At 68.5% G+C, this 18,594-nt stretch carries 18 protein-coding genes; 8 read left to right on the top strand and 10 right to left on the bottom strand.

Annotation, left to right across the window (positions count from 1 at the left end; translation table 11 throughout):
- The first annotated feature begins 14 nt into the window (after positions 1-14).
- Together DWF00_RS07205 and DWF00_RS07200 are read left to right on the top strand one after the other, a co-directional pair.
- A complete protein-coding gene (locus DWF00_RS07205; RefSeq protein WP_114831461.1) occupies positions 15-1,217 on the top strand; it encodes a pyridoxal phosphate-dependent aminotransferase in 1,203 nt (400 codons plus the stop codon).
- A gap of 50 nt (positions 1,218-1,267) precedes the next feature.
- The gene (locus tag DWF00_RS07200; protein WP_147283775.1) at positions 1,268-1,678 is read left to right on the top strand and encodes a rhodanese-like domain-containing protein; all 411 of its coding nucleotides are present in this window, start codon (positions 1,268-1,270) and stop codon (positions 1,676-1,678) included.
- Positions 1,679-1,749: 71 nt separating this feature from the next.
- Here DWF00_RS07200 and trmD read toward each other — a convergent pair whose 3' ends face one another.
- The 5 genes from trmD to ffh form a co-directional block, all read right to left on the bottom strand.
- Positions 1,750-2,490 (bottom strand): tRNA (guanosine(37)-N1)-methyltransferase TrmD, encoded by a 741-nt coding sequence (gene trmD / locus DWF00_RS07195; RefSeq protein WP_114831459.1) that lies wholly within the window; start codon positions 2,488-2,490, stop codon positions 1,750-1,752.
- A 157-nt stretch (positions 2,491-2,647) separates the two neighbouring features.
- A complete protein-coding gene (locus DWF00_RS07190) occupies positions 2,648-3,316 on the bottom strand; it encodes an HAD family hydrolase (protein WP_114831458.1) in 669 nt (222 codons plus the stop codon).
- On the bottom strand, positions 3,306-3,827 hold the full coding sequence (rimM, locus tag DWF00_RS07185; protein ID WP_114831457.1) for a ribosome maturation factor RimM: 522 nt from the start codon (positions 3,825-3,827) through the stop codon (positions 3,306-3,308). Before rimM ends, DWF00_RS07190 begins: the two co-directional genes overlap by 11 nt.
- Before the next feature lie 73 nt (positions 3,828-3,900).
- Positions 3,901-4,263: a 30S ribosomal protein S16 gene (gene rpsP / locus DWF00_RS07180; protein WP_114831456.1), complete on the bottom strand. Its 363-nt coding sequence runs from the start codon at positions 4,261-4,263 to the stop codon at positions 3,901-3,903.
- Positions 4,264-4,333: 70 nt separating this feature from the next.
- On the bottom strand, positions 4,334-5,908 hold the full coding sequence (gene ffh / locus DWF00_RS07175; RefSeq protein WP_114831455.1) for a signal recognition particle protein: 1,575 nt from the start codon (positions 5,906-5,908) through the stop codon (positions 4,334-4,336).
- 392 nt (positions 5,909-6,300) lie between these two features.
- Here ffh and DWF00_RS07165 point away from each other — a divergent pair, with 392 nt between their 5' ends.
- Positions 6,301-6,729: a hypothetical protein gene (locus DWF00_RS07165; RefSeq protein ID WP_114831453.1), complete on the top strand. Its 429-nt coding sequence runs from the start codon at positions 6,301-6,303 to the stop codon at positions 6,727-6,729.
- 12 nt (positions 6,730-6,741) lie between these two features.
- Here DWF00_RS07165 and DWF00_RS07160 read toward each other — a convergent pair whose 3' ends face one another.
- Positions 6,742-7,305, bottom strand: coding sequence for an NUDIX hydrolase (locus DWF00_RS07160; protein WP_114831452.1), 564 nt, complete (start codon positions 7,303-7,305; stop codon positions 6,742-6,744).
- A gap of 137 nt (positions 7,306-7,442) precedes the next feature.
- On the opposite strand from DWF00_RS07160, the gene DWF00_RS07155 reads away from it, so the two are divergent.
- Positions 7,443-8,069, top strand: coding sequence for a LysE family translocator (locus DWF00_RS07155; RefSeq protein WP_114831451.1), 627 nt, complete (start codon positions 7,443-7,445; stop codon positions 8,067-8,069).
- Between the two features lie 110 nt (positions 8,070-8,179).
- On the top strand, positions 8,180-9,238 hold the full coding sequence (locus tag DWF00_RS07150; RefSeq protein WP_114831450.1) for an MBL fold metallo-hydrolase: 1,059 nt from the start codon (positions 8,180-8,182) through the stop codon (positions 9,236-9,238).
- A 118-nt stretch (positions 9,239-9,356) separates the two neighbouring features.
- Here the strand turns inward: DWF00_RS07150 and DWF00_RS07145 are convergent, their stop codons facing one another.
- Positions 9,357-10,160, bottom strand: a complete 804-nt coding sequence (locus DWF00_RS07145; protein ID WP_114831449.1) for a GyrI-like domain-containing protein — start codon at positions 10,158-10,160, stop codon at positions 9,357-9,359.
- A 203-nt stretch (positions 10,161-10,363) separates the two neighbouring features.
- Between DWF00_RS07145 and dapF the strand changes: the two genes are divergently transcribed.
- The 3 genes from dapF (at position 10,364) to DWF00_RS07130 (ending at position 13,199) form a co-directional block, all read left to right on the top strand.
- Positions 10,364-11,248 carry a diaminopimelate epimerase gene (gene dapF / locus DWF00_RS07140; RefSeq protein ID WP_114831448.1) on the top strand — a complete coding sequence of 295 codons (885 nt, stop codon included), beginning with the start codon at positions 10,364-10,366 and terminating at the stop codon, positions 11,246-11,248.
- Positions 11,248-12,519, top strand: a complete 1,272-nt coding sequence (gene mtaB / locus DWF00_RS07135; RefSeq protein WP_114831447.1) for a tRNA (N(6)-L-threonylcarbamoyladenosine(37)-C(2))-methylthiotransferase MtaB — start codon at positions 11,248-11,250, stop codon at positions 12,517-12,519. The genes dapF and mtaB overlap by 1 nt, the downstream gene beginning before the upstream one ends.
- 92 nt (positions 12,520-12,611) lie before the next feature.
- On the top strand, positions 12,612-13,199 hold the full coding sequence (locus tag DWF00_RS07130; protein WP_114831446.1) for a hypothetical protein: 588 nt from the start codon (positions 12,612-12,614) through the stop codon (positions 13,197-13,199).
- 4 nt (positions 13,200-13,203) lie between these two features.
- Here the strand turns inward: DWF00_RS07130 and DWF00_RS07125 are convergent, their stop codons facing one another.
- From DWF00_RS07125 to DWF00_RS07115, 3 genes are all read right to left on the bottom strand, one after another.
- Positions 13,204-14,313 (bottom strand): sulfite oxidase, encoded by a 1,110-nt coding sequence (locus tag DWF00_RS07125; protein WP_114831445.1) that lies wholly within the window; start codon positions 14,311-14,313, stop codon positions 13,204-13,206.
- Between the two features lie 113 nt (positions 14,314-14,426).
- Positions 14,427-16,142 (bottom strand): AMP-binding protein, encoded by a 1,716-nt coding sequence (locus tag DWF00_RS07120; protein ID WP_114831543.1) that lies wholly within the window; start codon positions 16,140-16,142, stop codon positions 14,427-14,429.
- 219 nt (positions 16,143-16,361) lie between these two features.
- Positions 16,362-18,440: an elongation factor G gene (locus DWF00_RS07115; RefSeq protein WP_114831444.1), complete on the bottom strand. Its 2,079-nt coding sequence runs from the start codon at positions 18,438-18,440 to the stop codon at positions 16,362-16,364.
- Positions 18,441-18,594: the final 154 nt, after the last annotated feature.

Genomic DNA, 18,594 nt, shown 5'->3' with positions numbered 1-18,594 from the left:
CGGAGATCAGTTCCATGGCCTTTCTTGCCGACGCCCTGAAGCGCGTGAAGCCGTCTGCGACCATCACCATCACGCAGAAGGCGCGCGACCTGAAAGCGCAGGGCAAGGACGTGATCTCGCTCTCAGTCGGCGAGCCCGATTTCGACACGCCGGACAATATCAAGGAGGCGGCGATCGCCGCGATCCGCCGCGGCGAGACCAAGTACACGCCGGTTGCCGGCATCCCGCAGCTGCGCGAGGCGATCACCCGCAAGCTCAAGCGCGAGAATGGGCTCGACTACAAGCCGAACCAGACCATCGTCGGCACCGGCGGCAAGCACGTCATCTACAACGCCATGCTCGCCACGCTGAACCCGGGCGACGAAGTGATCTGCGTCGCGCCCTACTGGGTCAGCTATCCCGAGATCGTCGCACTCTGCGGCGGCACCGCGACCTTCTGCGAGGCGCGGCTGGAGAACAACTTCAAGCTCCAGCCGGCCGATCTCGAGGCCGCGATCACGCCCAAGACCAAGTGGCTGATCCTGAACTCGCCCTCGAACCCGTCCGGTGCGGCCTATACCCATGCCGAGATGAAGGCGCTGACCGAGGTCCTGATGCGCCACCCGCATGTCTGGATCCTGACCGACGACATGTACGAGCACCTCGTCTACGGCGACTTCAAGTTCGTCACGCCGGCGCAGGTCGAGCCCGGCCTCTACGAGCGCACGCTGACCATGAACGGCGTCTCGAAGTCCTATGCCATGACCGGCTGGCGCATCGGCTACGCCGCCGGCCCCGTGCACCTGATCAACGCCATGGACATGGTCCAGGGCCAGCAGACCTCGGGCACCTCGGCGATCTCGCAATGGGCCGCGGTCGAGGCGCTCGACGGCACGCAGGACCACCTGCCGGTGTTCAAGAAGGCCTTCGAGCGCCGGCGCGACCTCGTCGTCTCCATGCTGAACCAGACGCGCGGCCTGAAGTGCCCGACCCCGGAAGGCGCCTTCTACGTCTACCCGGACTGCTCCGGGCTGATCGGCAAGAAGCTGCCGGACGGCAAGGTGATCGAGACCGACGAGGACCTCGTCATCGGCCTGCTCGAGCACGAATCCGTTGCCGCCGTGCAGGGCTCGGCCTTCGGCCTGGGCCCGAACTTCCGCATCTCCTACGCCACCGCGGACGAGAAGCTGGAAGAGGCCTGCCGCCGCATCCAGCGCTTCTGCGCCGAGCTGCGCTGAGGCTTGGCGGCAAAGCGCCGGGAGGGCTGGCCTTGGCTGGCGCTTCTGGCGTGAACCGTCGCGTCTTCCTCCTTGCGATCGCATTATGTGCGCCGGCCACCCAGGCCGGCGCACAATCGTCTGTGCCCGCGCTCTCGGCCCGCGAGGCCTATGACGGCGTCCGCGCCCGCAAGCTCATCCTCGTCGACATCCGCACGCCGGAGGAATGGACCGATACCGGCGTGCCGAAAGGTGCGCTCAGGTTCGATGCCGAGGCATCCGGTTTCGAAGTCAGGCTCGCCGGCTTGCGCGTCGACTACCCCAACAAGCGCATCATCCTGATCGACCGCAGCGGCGGCCAGGCCAGCTCTGTCCAGCAGAAACTCGCGGGCCGCGGCTGGCGCGATCTCGCCATCGTAAGGGCGGGGATGCTGGGCAACGGCGGCTGGCTGGCCGAAAGGCTGCCGGTCGAAGCGCCGTAAACCCTTCTCCCCTCGGGGGAGAAGGTGGCAGCGCGCAGCGCTGACGGATGAGGGAAGGATGGCGAACTCCCCTACCGTCCTTCCCTCATCCGACCCGGCTTCGCCGGGCCACCTTCTCCCCCGAGGGGAGAAGGAGAGAGCAAATCCGGCCTCCGCTCTCTTGTAATCAGCTCCGCCTGCTCACGCCGCCACCTCGCGATGCGGGCGTGATCCCCGGAGAGCAGCGCCTCGGGCAGGCCCCTGCCCTCCCATTCGCGCGGGCGGGTGTATTGCGGATACTCCAGCAGCCCGTTCTCAAAGCTCTCGTCGGTGCCGGAGGCTTCCTTGCCCATCACGCCGGGGATGAGCCGCACGCAGGCGTCGAGCAGCACGAGCGCCGCCATCTCGCCGCCGGAGAGCACGTAGTCGCCGACCGAGACCTCGGTGAGGCCACGTCCCTCGATCACGCGCTCGTCGACGCCCTCGAAGCGCCCGCAGACGATGACGACGCCCTCCCCCGCCACCAGCTCGCGGACATAGGCCTGGTCGAGCCGGCGCCCGCGCGGCGACATCAGCAGGCGCGGTCTGGTATCCTCGGCCGGCACCGCCGCATCGATCGCCGCCGCCAGAACGTCGCAGCGCAGCACCATGCCAGCCCCGCCGCCGGCCGGGCTGTCATCGACCGTGCGGTGCCGGCCGATGCCGTGCTCTCGGATCTGATGCGCCTGAAGCGACCACAGGCCGGTGCGCAGAGCCTCGCCCGCCAGCGAGATGCCGAGCGGGCCGGGAAACATCTCCGGATAGAGCGTCAGGATGTCGGCGCGGAAGGGCATGGTTCGACTCTGCTGACACAAAGCAAATGCGGCGTCATCCCGGACGGAGCGAAGCGGAGCTCCGGGATCCATCGTGGGCTCCGGCGTCCTACGATGGATCCCGGAGCTGCGCCGCAAACGCGGCTTGCCCGGGATGACGGCGTGCTTCCACGGAAAACTATACGAAGCGCAGGGCTGGCACCCCGTCCAGCGCCGTGAAATCGGGCGCGCTGGCAATGACGTTGTCGAAATGGGCGAAGGCCTCGGCGCCCAGCATGGTCAGGATCGCGACCGACCTCATGCCGGCGCGCTTGGCGGCCTCGACGCCGAGCGGCGCATCCTCGAAGACGAGGCAGGCTTCGGGCTGCACGCCCATGCGCTCGGCCGCCGCCAGGAACATGTCGGGATGCGGCTTGCCGCGAAAGCCCTGCGAGGGCGAGACGATGGTGGCGAAGCGCGAGCGCAGGCCGAGCGTGTCGAGCACGAGGTCGATATTGGCCGGCGGCGCGGCTGAGGCCACCGCCATCGGCACGTTGGCCGCCTCAGCCCTGGCCATCAGCTCGATCAGGCCGGCATGCGCCACGACATGCGGCCGGTACGTGTCGCGGTAGAGCTCTTCCTTGTCGAGCCCGAAGGCTTCGAGCTCGGCCAGGCTGGCCCCGGGGAAATAGCCGGAGAGGATTTCGGTATTGGCCTTGCCGGCGGTGCGGCTGAAGAAGCTCGCGCGGTCGAAGGCGAGGTTCTGGCTCTGGTGCCAGCGCTCCCAGGCATCGTCATGGAAGCGCATGTTGTCGACGATGGTGCCGTCCATGTCGAAGATCAGCGCGCGGGCAGGCTCACTTGTCATCGTCGACCTCGAACAGCCCGACCGGAGGCGCGACCTCGATCCGCCTGGCGGCGATGTCGATATGCGGCGCGAAGGCCTTGGTGAAGGGCATCAAGACCGAGCGACCGTCGGGCAGCTCGATGTCGAGCAGGTCGCCGGCGCCGTAATTGGCGACGGCGCGGACCTCGCCGAGCACCGCGCCGTCGGAATCGGTGACAGCGCAGCCGACGAGATCGGCATGGAGGAACTCGTCCTCGTCGTCGGCAACCGGCAGGCGGCTGCGCTCGACATGGAGCTTGACGCCGTTCAGCGCCTCGGCCGCCTCGCGGCTGCTCACGCCCTTGAGCCGGGCGACGACCACCTCCTTGGCGGGCCGGAGCTCGGCGATCTCGAAACTGCGGCCCTGATCGTCGAACAGGGGGCCGTATTCGCCGATCGCGAGGGGATCGCCGGTGAAGGTCTTGATCCGGACCTCGCCCTTCACGCCATGCGGCGCGCCGACGATGCCGAGCAGGACGAGGTCGTCAGCCATGAGGGGTCAATCCGGACAGGAACGCGCCAAGCGCGTCATGCCCGGGCCTCGCCCGAGCATGACCGCAAGCAGCTCACTCAGCAGCGGCTTCAGCCGGGGCGGCGGACTTCGCGGCCTTCTTCTCGGCGCGCTCCTTGGCCTTGTCGCCGGGAACGGCCTTCTCCGGGTTGCTGCGGGCCGGGCGCTTGGCGATGCCGGCGGCATCGAGGAAGCGCAGCACGCGGTCGGTCGGCTGGGCGCCCTTGGCGAGCCAGGCCGCGGCCTTCTCGAGGTCGAGCACGACGCGCTCCGGCGAATCCTTCGCCTTCATCGGATCGTAGGAGCCGATCTTCTCGATGAAGCGGCCATCGCGCGGCGAGCGGGCGTCGGCAACGACGATGCGATAGTAGGGGCGCTTCTTGGCGCCGCCGCGGGTCAGGCGGATCTTGAGGGACATTGGTCTTCTTCCTTTGGTTGAGTGCTTGAACTGATAGCGAGCGACGAAGAGGGTGTTTCCCGCTCCGCCCCTATTTCTTCTTGCCGAACGGGTTGCCGAGGCCGGGCAATCCGCCGCCACCGCCCAGTCCGGGCAGCTTCGGCATCATGCCCGCGGGCGGCGTGACGCCCTTGGGCAATCCGGGGAAGCCGCCGGGCGGTAGCGACGGCATGCCACCGCCAGCGCCGAGCTGCTTCTGGAGCTCGGCGAGTTGCGCCGGATCCATCTTCGAGGGGTCCGGCATCCCGGCCGGCATGCCGCCCCCAAGCCCGAACATCTGGCCGAGCTTGCCGAGCATGCCGCCCTTCTGGCGGGCCATCTGCTTCATCATGTCCGCCATCTGGCGGTGCATCTTGAGCAGCTTGTTGATCGCCTCCGGCGTCGTGCCGGAGCCGGCCGCGATGCGCTTCTTGCGGCTGTTCTTGAGCAGGTCGGGATTCTTGCGCTCGCCCGGCGTCATCGAGCCGATGATCGCGATCTGGCGCTTGATCACGGCGTCGTTCATGCCGGCATTGGCGAGCTGGCCTTGCGCCTGCTTCATGCCGGGCAGCATACCCATGACACCGCCGAGACCGCCCATCTTCTCCATCTGCTGGAGTTGCGTGCGCATGTCGGAAAGGTCGAAATTGCCCTTGGCGAGGCGCTGGGCGAGCGCCTGGGCCTGGTCGGCATCGACGGTCGCAGCCGCCTTCTCGACGAGCGAGACGATGTCGCCCATGCCGAGGATGCGGTTGGCGACGCGCGAGGGGTGGAAATCCTCGAGCGCATCGGTCTTCTCGCCGGTGCCGACGAGCTTGATCGGCTTGCCGGTGACGGCGCGCATCGAGAGCGCGGCGCCGCCGCGGCCATCGCCGTCCATGCGGGTCAGCACGATGCCGGTCAGCCCGACGCGGGCATCGAAGGCGCGCGCCGTGTTGACCGCGTCCTGGCCGGTCAGCGCGTCGGCGACGAGCAGCACCTCGTGAGGGTTGGTCGCCGCCTTGACCTCGGCGACCTCGGCCATCAGCGTGTCGTCGAGCGTGACGCGGCCGGCGGTGTCGAGCATCACCACGTCGAAGCCGCCGAGCCTGGCCGCCTCGACGGCACGACGCGCGATCTGCACGGCCGACTGGCCGGCGACGATCGGCAGCGTAGCGACGCCGACCTGCTGGCCGAGAATGGCGAGCTGCTCCATCGCGGCCGGGCGGCGCGTGTCGAGCGAGGCCATCAGGACGCGCTTCTTGTTGCGCTCGGTCAGGCGCTTGGCGATCTTGGCGGTCGAGGTCGTCTTGCCGGAGCCCTGCAGGCCGACCATCAGGATCGGCACCGGCGGCACGGCGTCGAAGGTGATGCCCTCGCCCTCGCCGCCGAGCGTGTCGATCAGGACGTCATTGACGATCTTGATGACCTGCTGGCCGGGCGTGATCGATTTCAGCACCTCGGCGCCGACGGCCCGCTCACGCACCTTCTCGGTGAAGGTGCGGACCACTTCGAGCGCGACGTCAGCCTCCAGCAGCGCCTTGCGCACCTCGCGGAGCGCGGCGTTGACGTCGTCCTCGGTCAGCGAACCCCTGCGGGTCAGGCCCGAGAGGATGCCGGAGAGTCTGTCGCTCAGCGTGCCGAACATGCGGCTTTGTCCGTTTCGATCAGTTACTCGCCGAACAGAACGGACACCATCTCCAAACGGTTTCGCGCCCGAGGGCGCAGACGCGCTGTCGGGCGTTGACCTCCGGGCTCTCTTGGCTCAGGCGAGCGGCCCGGTCGGCGGATGTGGTCTCGTCGATGTCGGCGAAACGAATGGGCGGGTTAAAGCGCCAGATTGTGGCGAAAGTCAAGATCGCCGCGCAGCGCCTCACCATCATTGCGAGCGCAGCGACGGCTACACCAGATGGCTCAATCAATCGAACAAGCGCAATCCACAGTACAGATCGTCTCCACGACGCTAGGTCAGGATGGCAGCGCGGCAGTTTGGAGATTATGAGCGGTTGATCAGGCTACAGGAACAGAAAGCTCATTCGCATGACCAAGCGCGCCGCGGCATTTGCCGCCCTCCCCTTCGCACTAAGCTTTTTCGCCGCTGCCGGCGCCCAGGCGCAATCCTGCGCCGACAACTTCAAGTCGGCCGGCGTCCCGATGGTCACGGCCATCACCTACCGCACCTGGGATCTCATCCCCAATCGCAAGCCGGCGGTCGTGCTGAGCCCGCTTGCCCGCGCCATTGCGGCTGACGGCTTCGGCAACATCGAGGTCGACAAGGCCGGCGCCACGGTCTCCGCCATGCAGGAGACGTCCGGCTCGGGACGCCCGCAATTCCTGAAGGTCACCGCCAAGACGAGCGGCCCGGCCACCCGCGTCGACATGGTCTTCACCGTCCAGCCCGGCCAGATCGCCAACGAACCCAGCGCCCGCGCCTTCATGTGCCGCGTCATCGCCGCCGCCCGCAGGTAACGGCCAACGCCGCTAGACGCCGAGCTTCAGCCGCCCGGCCTTCGCCAGCCCGAGCAGCAAGCCCGCCACGTGCATGGCCTGGCCGATCAGTCCGTTCTGTAGCCCAGCCAAGACCTCGGCGAGCGGCAGGAGCTCGATCGTCAGCCCATCCTCGCCGGGGTCGAGCGATTGCGCTGCCTCGCGCCGCAGCCCGGTCGCCAGCATGATGTGCAGCCGGTTCGACTGCGTCGCGGGGTTGGGGAACAGCGTCGTGACGTGCCGGACCTCGGCCGCGCCAAAACCCGTCTCCTCCAGCAGCTCGCGGCGCGCCGCCGCCTCCATATCGGCGTCGGCTGCATCGGCGCAGCCTCCCGGCAGCTCCAGCACCATGGCACCGGCGCCGTGGCGATACTGCCTGACGAGGACGAGCTCATCGGCATCGGTGAGCGCCACGACATGCACCCAGTCGGGATAGCCCAGCACGTAATAGGGCTCGATGACCGTGCCCGCAGCGGTGACGCAGCGATCGGCCCTCAGGTCGATCCAGCGATCCTTCAACAATGTCTGCGAGGAGGTGACTTGCCACGCTGCGCTCATCGGTCGCCCTTTCCTTGGCCTGCCTCCCAGGCGCCTATGCCTAGCTTGCTGATACCTGGCTCGCTGATACCCGGCTTCAGGCTCTTTACAAGCGCTTGCGGCTGGGGATTGCTCCGCCCATCATTGGAGCCGACACCATGACCTTCGAAACCTGGGCCACTTTCGCCGCCGCCACCGCGATCCTGCTCGTCATTCCCGGCCCGACCATCCTGCTGGTGATCTCCTATGCGCTCGGCCAGGGCTGGCGCACGGCGCTCCCGGTCGCGATCGGCGTCGCGCTCGGCGACTTCACGGCGATGACGCTCGCCATGCTCGGCGTGGGCGCGCTGCTGGCGGCCTCGGCCACGGTCTTCACCGCGCTGAAATGGGTCGGCGCCGCCTATCTGATCTGGCTCGGCGTCAAGCTCTTCCGCGCCGGCGGCAGCCTCGACGCGCAGCCGCGCACGGACCGCGCCTCGGCCGTGAAGATGCTCGGCCATGCCTGGCTGGTGACGGCGCTGAACCCGAAGAGCATCACCTTCTTCGTGACCTTCCTGCCGCAGTTCCTCGACGCCAAGGCCGATTTCTGGACGCAGATGCTGATCTTCGAGGCGACCTTCATCACGCTCGCCTTCGCCAACGCTTTCGGCTACGCGCTGATCGCCTCGCGCGCCCGCTCGCTGGTCAGCAACGAGCGCGCCATCGGCCTGTTCAACAAGGCCGGCGGCACCTTACTGATCGGCGCCGGCATTGCGACCGTCGCCGTGCGCTCGGGCAGCAATTGAGCCTGCGCCTCGCGGCGGTTCAAGACGCCGTGAGGTCGGCCTGACGCGGCGCGCGATCCGGGAGAGGATCGGCGCTTGACCTTCAGCCGATCCGCCCCACCTCTCCTGCCATGAATCGACGCAAGCTGCTCTCGCTCCTCGGCATCACCGCGCTCATCGGCTCGACGGGCGCGGCCTTTGCCGCCTTCGCGCGCTCGCGCAACCCCTATTACCAGGGGCCGGTCAGCGACCATTTCGACGGGTTGCTCTTCAGCGACGGCAGGCCGGTGACCAAGGGCCTGCGCGATGTCCTGCGCTGGCAGACCTCGAAACGCGAGCGCGAGGCCTTCCCGAAGCACTACCCCGCTCCGCCGCAGGACAAGCCGCCCGAGCGCGTCGAAGGCCTGCGCATCGTCCATCTCGGCCACGCCTCGTTCCTCTACCAGATGGCCGGGCTGAACGTGCTGGTCGACCCGGTCTATGCCGAGCGCGCCAGCCCCTTCAGCTTCATCGGCCCCAGGCGGGTGAACGCGCCGGGCGTCGCTTTTGAGGACCTGCCCAAGATCGACGTCGTGCTGGTCACGCATAACCACTACGACCATCTCGACCTCGCCACGCTCGAGGCGCTGCACCGGCGCGACCAGCCGCGCATGATCATGCCGCTCGGCAACGACACGATCATCCGCGCCCGCAACCCGGCGATCCGGGCCGAGGCCCATGACTGGAGCGACCGCGTCGCGCTTTCGGACGATGTCGCGATCACGCTGGTGCCGACCTACCACTGGTCGGCCCGCGGCGCGCTCGACCGGCGCATGGCGCTTTGGACGTCCTTCGTCATCGAGACGCCGGCGGCGAAGCTCTTCCATATCGGCGACAGCGGCTACCATGACGGCTCGCTCTACGAGCGGCTCGGCGCCGAGCACGGCCCGTTCCGGCTGGCGGTGCTGCCGATCGGCGCCTATGAGCCGCGCTGGTTCATGGGCGACAACCACATGAACCCGGAAGAGGCGGTGAAGGTGATGCTCGCCCTGCGGGCCGAAGCTGCGCTCGGCCACCACTGGGGCACGTTCCAGCTCACCGACGAGGGCATCGAGCGCCCGCCCGAGGCGCTGAAGCTGGCGCTGGCAGAAGCGGGGCTGCCGGCGGAGCGCTTCAGGCCGATGCAGCCGGGGTTGAGCTGGGAGGTATGAAGGCTGGCTCCCGACGCAACGCCGTCATTGCGAGCGTAGCGAAGCAATCCAGGGGGACATAGAGCGCGGCCGCCCTGGATTGCTTCGCTACGTGCGCAATGACGGAAAGAGGCTCGCCCTATTTCGGCTGCACGTAGACGTTGATCTCGAGGTTCGGGTCGAGCGGATCGTTGAGATCGCTGACATACTCCTCGAGGAAGGCGTCCTTCACCACGATGCTCTTGGCTTCGAGATAGGCGGTGATCGTCTCATAGGTCGAGTCGATGTCGTCATAGGGCGCGGTGTGGACGAAGCGCAGCGCCTGCCCGGCCGGCGTCGCTCCCGCCTTGACGCCGTTGCCGAGCGGCGTGGCCGCATCCGGCGCGCGCTCGACCGGCAGCATCGCCTCGAAGCGGAAGCCGTTATCGTCGGTCTCGACGAACAGCGTCAGCGGCCGGCCGGCAACCGCCAGCCCCGCCTTCGCCGCCTCCTGGCGCAGGGTCTTCATGCTCTCCGACAGGCGCTGGAAGCCCTGGTCCCAGCTCGATTGGCCCGACAGCATCAGCGCCGGCTTGGCAATCAGCTGGACTTCGTCGACATCGCTCGGATCGCCCGGCTTGCCGGCAAGGGTGGCGTTGGCATTGGGCGCGCCGGTCTGTTGCTGCGGCGCGACCGGAGGCGCCGGCAGGAGCTGCGGCTGCGTCGGGGCCGGCAAGGCCGGCGGCGGCTGGACCGGCTGCGGTTCCAGCGGCACTTGCGGCACCGGCGCGGGCTGCACCGGCTGCGGCGTCAACGGCGCCTGCGGCGCGGGCGCGGGTTGGACGGGCTGCGGCGAGGGCACGGGGTCGGGAGCCGGCTGGGCCTGAGCCGGAGTCGCGCCCGGAGGGGGTGCCAGCGGCGCGGAATCGACGGCAATCGGCGGCGCGACGCGCGTCTGCGCCATGACGACAGCGCTCGCCCCACCAAGAAATGCCAGAGCTGCAAAAGCAAGCTTGGAACGCCGCATCACCATGGCTCCGACAGAAAATTGATTCGCACCTTCGCGGCGCAGCATAGAATGTCCAACTGCGCTCAGGAACGGTCCGAAGGGTGGCTTTTTCGCGTCGGCTCGCCCATATACCCGCTCTTTGTTGGACGTGTGACCGAATGAACGCATTGGCGCATCGCCGGTTCCTGAAGATGAACGGGCTCGGCAACCAGATCACCGTGCTCGACCTGCGCGGAACGAAGCTGAAAGTCGGCGAAGCGGAGGCCCGCGCCATCGCCTCGGAGCCGCGCGCCCGCTTCGACCAGCTCATGGTCCTGCACGACGCCCGCACGCCCGGCACCGACGCCTTCGTCAGCATCTACAATGTCGACGGCTCCGAGGCCGGCGCCTGCGGCAACGGCACGCGCTGCGTCGCCTGGGCGATGATGGCCGATCCGCAAAGCGGCGCGCCCGGCCGGCGCGAGCTGCTGCTGGAGACCAAGGCCGGGCTGCTGCCGGCCATCAGAAACTCCGAGATCGTCTTCACCGTCGACATGGGCGAGCCCAGGCTCGCCTGGGACGAGATCCCGCTCGCCGACCCGTTCCACGACACCAGCCGCTTCGAGCTGCAGATCGGCCCGATCGACGATCCGATCCTGCACACGCCCTGCGCCGTCAACATGGGCAACCCCCACGCGGTCTTCTTCGTCGACGACCCCTATGCCTTCAACCTCGAGCAGATCGGCCCGCTGCTGGAGAACCACCCGATCTTCCCCGACCGCGCCAATATCGAGCTCGCCGCGGTGAAGGCGCCCGATCATATCGTGCTGCGCGTCTGGGAACGCGGCGCCGGCATCACGCAGGCCTGCGGCTCCGGCGCCTGCGCCGCGCTCGTGGCCGCCGTGCGGCGGGAATTGTCGGATCGCAAGGCGACCGTCAGCCTGCCCGGCGGCGACCTCACCATCGAATGGCGCGAGAGCGACGGCCATGTCCTGATGACTGGCCCGGTCGAATTCGAATGGGAGGGCACGCTGGCGCCCGCCCTGTTCGAGAGCGCCGCCTGATGGCGCTGGAGGTTCTCACCTTCGGCTGCCGCCTCAACATTGTCGAGAGCGAGGCGATCAAGGCCCAGGCCGAGGCCGCCGGCCTCGGCGACCTCGCCATCGTCAACACCTGCGCCGTTACCTCCGAAGCCGCCCGGCAGGCCCGCCAGGCCATCCGCCGCCTGAAACGCGAGCAGCCCGGGCGGCCGGTCGTGGTCACCGGCTGCGCCGCGCAGATCGAGCCCGCCGGCTTCGCCGCGATGCCGCAGACGGCGCGCGTGCTCGGCAATGCCGAGAAGATGCGGGCTGAGACATGGGCCACGCTTGCCGGCTCCAACAGCCTGCGGGTCGCCTCGGCTTTGCCCGAAGACAAGCTCGCCGTCGGCGACATCATGCGCGAGACCGCCCTCGGCACGTTGGCGCCCGCCAGCTTCACCGCCCACACGCGCGGCTTCGTCCAGGTCCAGAACGGCTGCGACCATCGCTGCACCTTCTGCATCATCCCCTTCGGCCGCGGCAATTCGCGCTCGCTCGCAGTTGCGGACGTCGTTGCCCAATGTCGCCGGCTGGTCGAGGCCGGCACCCGCGAGATCGTCCTGACCGGTGTCGACCTGACCAGCTATGGCCGCGACCTGCCCGGCCAGCCGCTGCTCGGCCGGCTGGTGCATACGATCCTGCGCGAGCTGCCGGAGTTGCCGCGCCTGCGCCTCTCCTCGATCGACGCCGTCGAGGTCGACGGTGAGCTGCGCGAACTGATCGCGGGCGAGAAGCGGCTGATGCCGCACCTGCACCTCTCGCTCCAAGCCGGCGACGACCTCATCCTGAAGCGTATGAAGCGCCGGCACAGCCGCGAGGACGCGATCCGCTTCTGCGCCGAGATTCAAGCTCTACGGCCCGACATGGTCTACGGCGCCGACCTCATCGCCGGCTTCCCGACCGAGGACGAGGACATGTTCTCCCGCTCGCTCTCGCTCATCGAGGCATGCGGTCTGAGCTTCGTCCACGTCTTCCCCTATTCGTCCAGGCCCGGCACGCCGGCAGCGCGCATGCCGCAGCTTGCGGGCGAGATCGTCGGCGAGCGCGCCGCCCGCCTGCGCGAGGCCGCGCGCCAGGCGCATGCCCGGCATTTACAGGCCCGCATCGGCCGGCCGCTGAGCGTGCTGACCGAGCGCGGCAACACCGGCCGCGCCGAGGACTTCACCCTGCTGCGCTTCAGCCGCGACATCGCGCCGGGCGCGATCCTGCCGGTCACGGCGATGGCCTGCGACGACAAGGCGCTGATGGCGGCCTGAGCCGGGCTGCGCCGCCCCAACAACTGCATTGTTGCAGAAACACAACCGCACCGTACTGTTGTTGCGGTCCCGATCGGCCTCATGCGGGGCACATGATCCAGACCAAAGCCGTCAGAACCGCCTTCGCCAGCATCGCCTTCGCCTTCTGCGCCACGGCAAGCCAGGCCCAGTCCTACACCGACCCCGCGACCGGGCTCGCCGTCATCGATCCGCCGCCGCCCTTTGCCGCCAGCGCCCATGCCATGGACGAGGCCGAGCGCCGCCTCTACGCCGCGATCATCGATATCGACAGCACCACGGGCGAACCGAAGAGCGGCAATGTCGATGGCAGGCTCTGCGGCGCCTATTTCATCAAGCCCCCGCCGGGCTCGATTTTCACCCGGGAAGAGCTCGACAGGCAGTTCTCCGATCCGGACTGGCTCGCCCGTCAGCGGACTGCATTCGAGCGCATGGGTACGATCAGCCCTTTCACCATCTTCAGGCAGCAGGGACATGCCGGCATCGAGCTCACGGCCGTGGCCAATATCGGGCCAGGCGCGGGCACGAGCGTGATCTACAGCGCGCTGCTGGATACGCAGAAGGGCCGCACCAGCCTCGTCTGCGTCACGACGAAGGACGAGATTGAGAAGGTCCTGCCGCTGTTTCGCGCGCTGCGCGCGAGCATCAGGGCGCCGGAATAGCGCATCACCGCGCCGTGCCCCTCACCCGCTGCGCCTGGTTGTTGCAATAGCCGCGCGGGTTCCACTGCGCCTCGTGCAGCGGCTGGACGTTACCAGCCTCGTCGCGGGCCTGGGCGATGATCGTCACCGGCCCGGCCTGTTCGGCAACGAAGCGCGCGCGGAAACGGCGCCAGGCGAAAGGCCCCTCGCCCGGCTCCAGCGCAGCCTCGCGCCAACTCGCGCCACCATCGCTGGAGAGGCTGACGCCCGCGACCGGCACCGTCCCGCTCCAGGCGAAGCCGCGAATCTCGACCGCGCCGCCGACCTCGACCGAGAACCCCTCGACAGGCGCCGTCACCAGCGCCTTGACCGGCATGTCGGTGATGACCTCGAACAGGCTCTTGTCGATCGGCTCGCCCGGGAGCACCGGCCTGACCGGCATGCGGTAGTCGGTGCCGCACATCTTCTCGCCGTCATGCTCGACCGGGCGGATCGTGATGCCGCTCAGCCATTTCTGCCAGGCCGAGCCGGGAAAGCCCGGCGCGACGATGCGCAGCGGCCCGCCATGCAGGGGCGGCAGTGGTTCGCCGTTCATGGCGAAGGCGACGAGCGTCTCCTCGCTCAGCGCCTTCGCGATCGGCAAGCCGCGCGAGAGCGCCGGCCTGGTCTCGTCCCTGATCAGCCGATCCGGGCTGTGATGCGCCGTATAGACCGCGCCCGGCCTCGCGCCGGCATGCTCCAGCAGATCCTTGAGCCGCACGCCGGTCCAGCGCGCGCAGCCGACCGCGCCGAGCCGCCATTGCAGCCCGTCGGTCGGCGGCGAGAACAGCGAGCGGCCATTGCCGGCGCATTCCAGCACGGCGGCGATGGTCACCGTCTCGAAGCGCTCGCGCAGCGCCTCGACCGTCCAGGCGCGGGGACGCTCAACCTCGCCGTCGAGCGTCAGCGTCCAGTCCCGCGAATGGTCGATCTCCGGCAGGGCGCCGTTGTTGCGGATGAAGAAGGCGTCGACCGGCGTGATCGGCTGGTCGAGCAGGCCGACCTCGGGCTCGGCGTTGAGCGCCTCCTCGTCATGGACGTAGAGGCCGGGCTTGAGGCGGCGCAGCAGCGGCAATTCGATGAGACGACGGGGCAAACGGCCACCTTGTTCCGGGATTGGCCGCAGAAGCTAGCCGCAGCCATGGAACCGGGCAACCCGGCAGCCGGCGGGAACCACAGCCCTCGTCCCGAGGGCTGTGGTTCCCAATGTCAGCGCTTCGTCGTGGCCTCCTCGCGCAGCGCCCGGCGCAGCACCTTGCCGACATTGGTCTTCGGCAGGGCCTCGCGGAAGACGATGTGCTTGGGCACCTTGTAGCCGGTCAAGTTCTCCTTGCAGAAGGCGCGCAGTTCCTCGGCCGTGAGCGACTGGTCCTTCTTGACCACGAAGGCCGTCACCGCCTCGCCCGAATGCTCGTCCGGCAGGCCGATCACCGCCGCCTCGAGCACGCCGGGATGGCTCGCGAGCACGTCCTCGACCTCGTTGGGATAGACGTTGAAGCCGGAGACCAGGACCATGTCCTTCATCCGGTCGACGATCTTGATCTGCCCGTCCGGCAGCATCACGCCGACATCGCCGGAGCGGAAGAACCCGTCCGCCGTCATCACCTTGGCGGTCTCGTCCGGCCGCTGCCAGTAGCCGACCATCACCTGCGGCCCCCGGATGCAGATCTCGCCGGCCTCGCCCATCGGCACGTCGTTGCCCTCGGCGTCGCGGATGGCGAAATCGGTCGAGGGCAGCGGGAAGCCGATCGTGCCGGTGAACTCGGCGATATCCGGGCGGTTGGCGGAGGCGACCGGCGAGGTCTCCGACAGGCCGTAGCCCTCGACGATCGGCCGGCCGGTGACCTCCTTCCAGTGCTTGGCGACGGCGGCTTGCGTCGCCATGCCGCCGGCCACCGCGAAGCGCAGCTCCGAGAAGTCGACCGAGCCGATCTCGGGATGGTTGGCGAGCGCGTTGTAGAGCGTGTTGACGCCGGAGAAGAGCGTGATCCGGCTCGTCTTCAGGATCTTGACGAAGCCGGCGATGTCGCGCGGATTGGCGATCAGCAGGCCCTTGGCGCCGATGCGCAGCATGAACATGCAGCAGCAGGTCAGCGCGAAGATATGGTAGAGCGGCAGCGCCGTGACCATGACGTGCTGGTAGTCGCTGCGGCCCTGCGGCGGCTCCAGCCCCCATCCCAGCCAGAGCGCCGATTGCTCGACATTGGAGGCGACGTTGTGATGCGTCAGCGTCGCGCCCTTGGCGACGCCGGTGGTGCCGCCGGTATATTGCAGGAAGGCGACGTCCTGCGGCAGCACGGTGACCGGCTGCATCGGGGCGGCCTGGGCGAGGATGCTCTTCAGCGCGACCGAGCCCGGCAGGTTGTAGGGCTTCACCACCTTCTTGATCTTGCGGGCGACGAAATTGACGATCGTGCCCTTGAACCCCATCAGGTCGCCGGCGGTCGCGACCACGATCGCGTCGAGCTTGAGGTTGGGCAGCGCCTCCTCGACGACATGGGCGAAGTTCTCGATCACCACCAGCGCGCACGCGCCGGCATCGTTGATCTGGTGGGTCAATTCGCGGGCGGTGTAGAGCGGGTTGACGTTGACCACGGTGAAGCCGCCGATCAGCGCCCCGAAGATCGTCGCCGGATAGGCCAGGATGTTCGGCATCATCAGGGCGATGCGGTCGCCCTTCTTGAAGCCGCGGCCCTGCAGCCAGGCGGCGAAGGCCTGCGCGGCGCGGCCGGTCTCGGCGAAGGTGATCGACTTGCCGAAGCTCTCGAAGGCAGGGCGCTCCGCATAGGTCTCGCAGGCGCTGCGGATCAGGTCGGCGAGCGTGCCGACCTTGGCCTCGTCGATCACGGGCGGCACGGCCGGCGGATAATGGGCCAGCCAGGGACGCATCTCAGGCTTCACCTGCGCGGCACTCGTCGCGGTCATCATTCCCTCCCTTGGCCGGCATTTCGCCCTTGTCTGCGGACGTTGCTGCCTTGTTGTGACTGTTACAGTGCGAGACGAAAGCGGCGGGCGCAAGCGCCCGCCGCTCCGGCAGGGAGAAAGTTTAGATATGAACTGTTCGCACTGCAAGTCGAGAGGCAAAAGCATCGGCCCGAAAAGTGGCATGCGGTTTTCGGAAAAAGCCGATGCAAAATTAAAGAGCTAGCGCCCGTGCGCCAGGGCATGCGCCGCCACCACGGCGTCGGCCGATTTGCCGGCAAGCTCGGCAAGGTGGTCGAAGCGCGCGCTGAACGAGCCGACGCCCGACGTCGCCGAGCGCAATTCGACGATCAGCCCGGCCATTTCGGCCTCCGGCATCAGCGCGTTGATCTGGTCCCAGCCGCGCCAGCCCGGCCGCGCGTCATAACCCAGGATCTGGCCGCGCCTGGCCGAGACGATGGCCGAGGCCTTCGACATCGCGTCCGACGGAATCACCACCTCGACCGCCAGGATCGGCTCGAGCAGCACGGGCTTCGCCTGCGGGATCGCCTCCACCATCGCGATGCGCGCCGCCTGCCTGAACGCCATGTCGGACGAATCGACCGTGTGGTAGGAGCCGTCGGTCAGGGTCACCTCGAGATCGACCAGGGGGAAACCGAGCGGGCCGTTCTGGCAGAAGTCGCGCACGCCCGCCTCCACCGACGAAATGTACTGCTTCGGCACGACGCCGCCGGCGATCTTGTCGACGAAGCGGATGCCCTCGCCGCGCTCCAGCGGCGCCACCTCCAGCACGACATCGCCATATTGGCCGTGGCCACCGCTCTGCTTGCGATGGCGGCCGCGCGCGCCCGCCTTGCCGCGGATCGTCTCGCGATAGCCGACCTCGGGCGGACGGCACTCCACCGCGACGCCATAGCGGCCGGAGAGCCGCTCCATCGTCACGCGCAGATGCATCTCGCCCTGGCCGGACAGGCGCATCTCGCCGAACTCAGGTAGGTGCGCCACCGACAAGGCCGGGTCCTCCTCGGCGATGCGGTTGAGCGCCGCGGTCAGGCGGACATCGTCCTTGCGATCCCGGACGCCGATGCCGAGCGCATGCACCGGCTCCGGCGGGGCGACCGAGTTGACGATGCCGGGCCGCGCCTTGCCGGCGGCGAGCGCGTCGCCGGTGCGCACGCCCTCCAGCCGCGCCAGGGCGACGACCTCGCCCTCCCCGGCCGAGGGCTTGCGGCTCTGCTCCGCGCCCTTCAGCTCCAGCACGCCGGCGATGCGCGTCTCGACGCCGCCGGACGAGGTCACGATATCCCCTTCCGACAGCTGGCCGCGCAGCACTCGGACGAGCGAGACCTTGCCGCCCTGGCCGGAATGCCAGGTCTTCATCACCTGCGCCAACGGCCCGCCGCCCTCGACCACGCCGATGCGCCCGCGCGTCTCCGCCAGGCTCGGCGCCTCGTGGCGCAGCGCCTTGAGCAGGCGGGTGACGCCATTGCCGCGCTCGGCCGCGCCGATCAGCACCGGCACGACATGGCGCTCCCTCAGCTCGCGGGCGAGGTCGTCGAAGACGAGGTCGCGCGGCGGCTCGATATCCCCGAGCAGGTCCTCCATGAGGGCGTCGTCATAGTCGGCGAGCTTCTCCAGCATCGAGAAGCGCGCCTCCTTCTCGCGGCCGACTTCGTCGCTGCCGAGCGGCACGATCTCGCTCGGCGCATGCTCGCGGTAGATGAAGGCCCGCTCCAGCGCGAGGTCGATGAAGCCGACGGCGATGCCCTTCTGCCAGATCGGGATCTGCCGGAGCAGCAAGGGCGTGCGCGAGGCCCGCTGCAGGATGCCGAGCGTCTCGCGCACGCGGCGCGACGCGGTGTCGACCTTGTTGAGGAAGAGGAAGCGCGGGATGTCGGCTTCTTCGAGTTCGCGCAGCACGAGTTCGAGCGCCGGCGCCTTGCGGTCATCCGCCTCGCAGACCACGACCGCGGCATCGACGGCAGGCAGGATGTGCCGCATCTCGTGCAGGAACTCGACCGAGCCGGGGCAGTCGATGAAGCTGAAGCGCTCGCCGAGGAAGTCCACGGTGGCCACGTTCGGCTCCGTGCTCATCTGATGAGCGCGGGCCTCGGCACTGGCGTCGCCGATGCTGTTGCCGGTCTTGACCGAGCCGGCACGAGTGAGTGCGCCGCAGCGCTCCATGATGCTTTCGAGCAGGCTCGTCTTGCCGCTCTGGAAGGGGCCGACGATCGCGATGCATCGCGGCCCCGACGCTCTATTGCCGTTGGTGGAACCTCCATTGCCTGACTGTGCAGCCATGTCGTCCTCCTTGGGTTATGGGCCATGGCGGACGAAGAGCAGCGGGCGCTGTGTCCGGCACGGCGGATGCCCGGCGGCAGCGATGATCGAGCGCCCACGCCGGGAAGGCGGCGGTCGCTCAGGCCCGACTTGGGTCGGGCGGCCGTCGATAGAG

The sequence above is a fragment of the Allobosea caraganae genome (assembly GCF_003351345.1).
Classification (GTDB): Bacteria; Pseudomonadota; Alphaproteobacteria; order Rhizobiales; family Beijerinckiaceae; genus Allobosea; species Allobosea caraganae.
The sequence above is the reverse complement of the archived record's forward strand: the minus strand, read 5'-3'. Positions and strand labels throughout refer to the sequence as shown.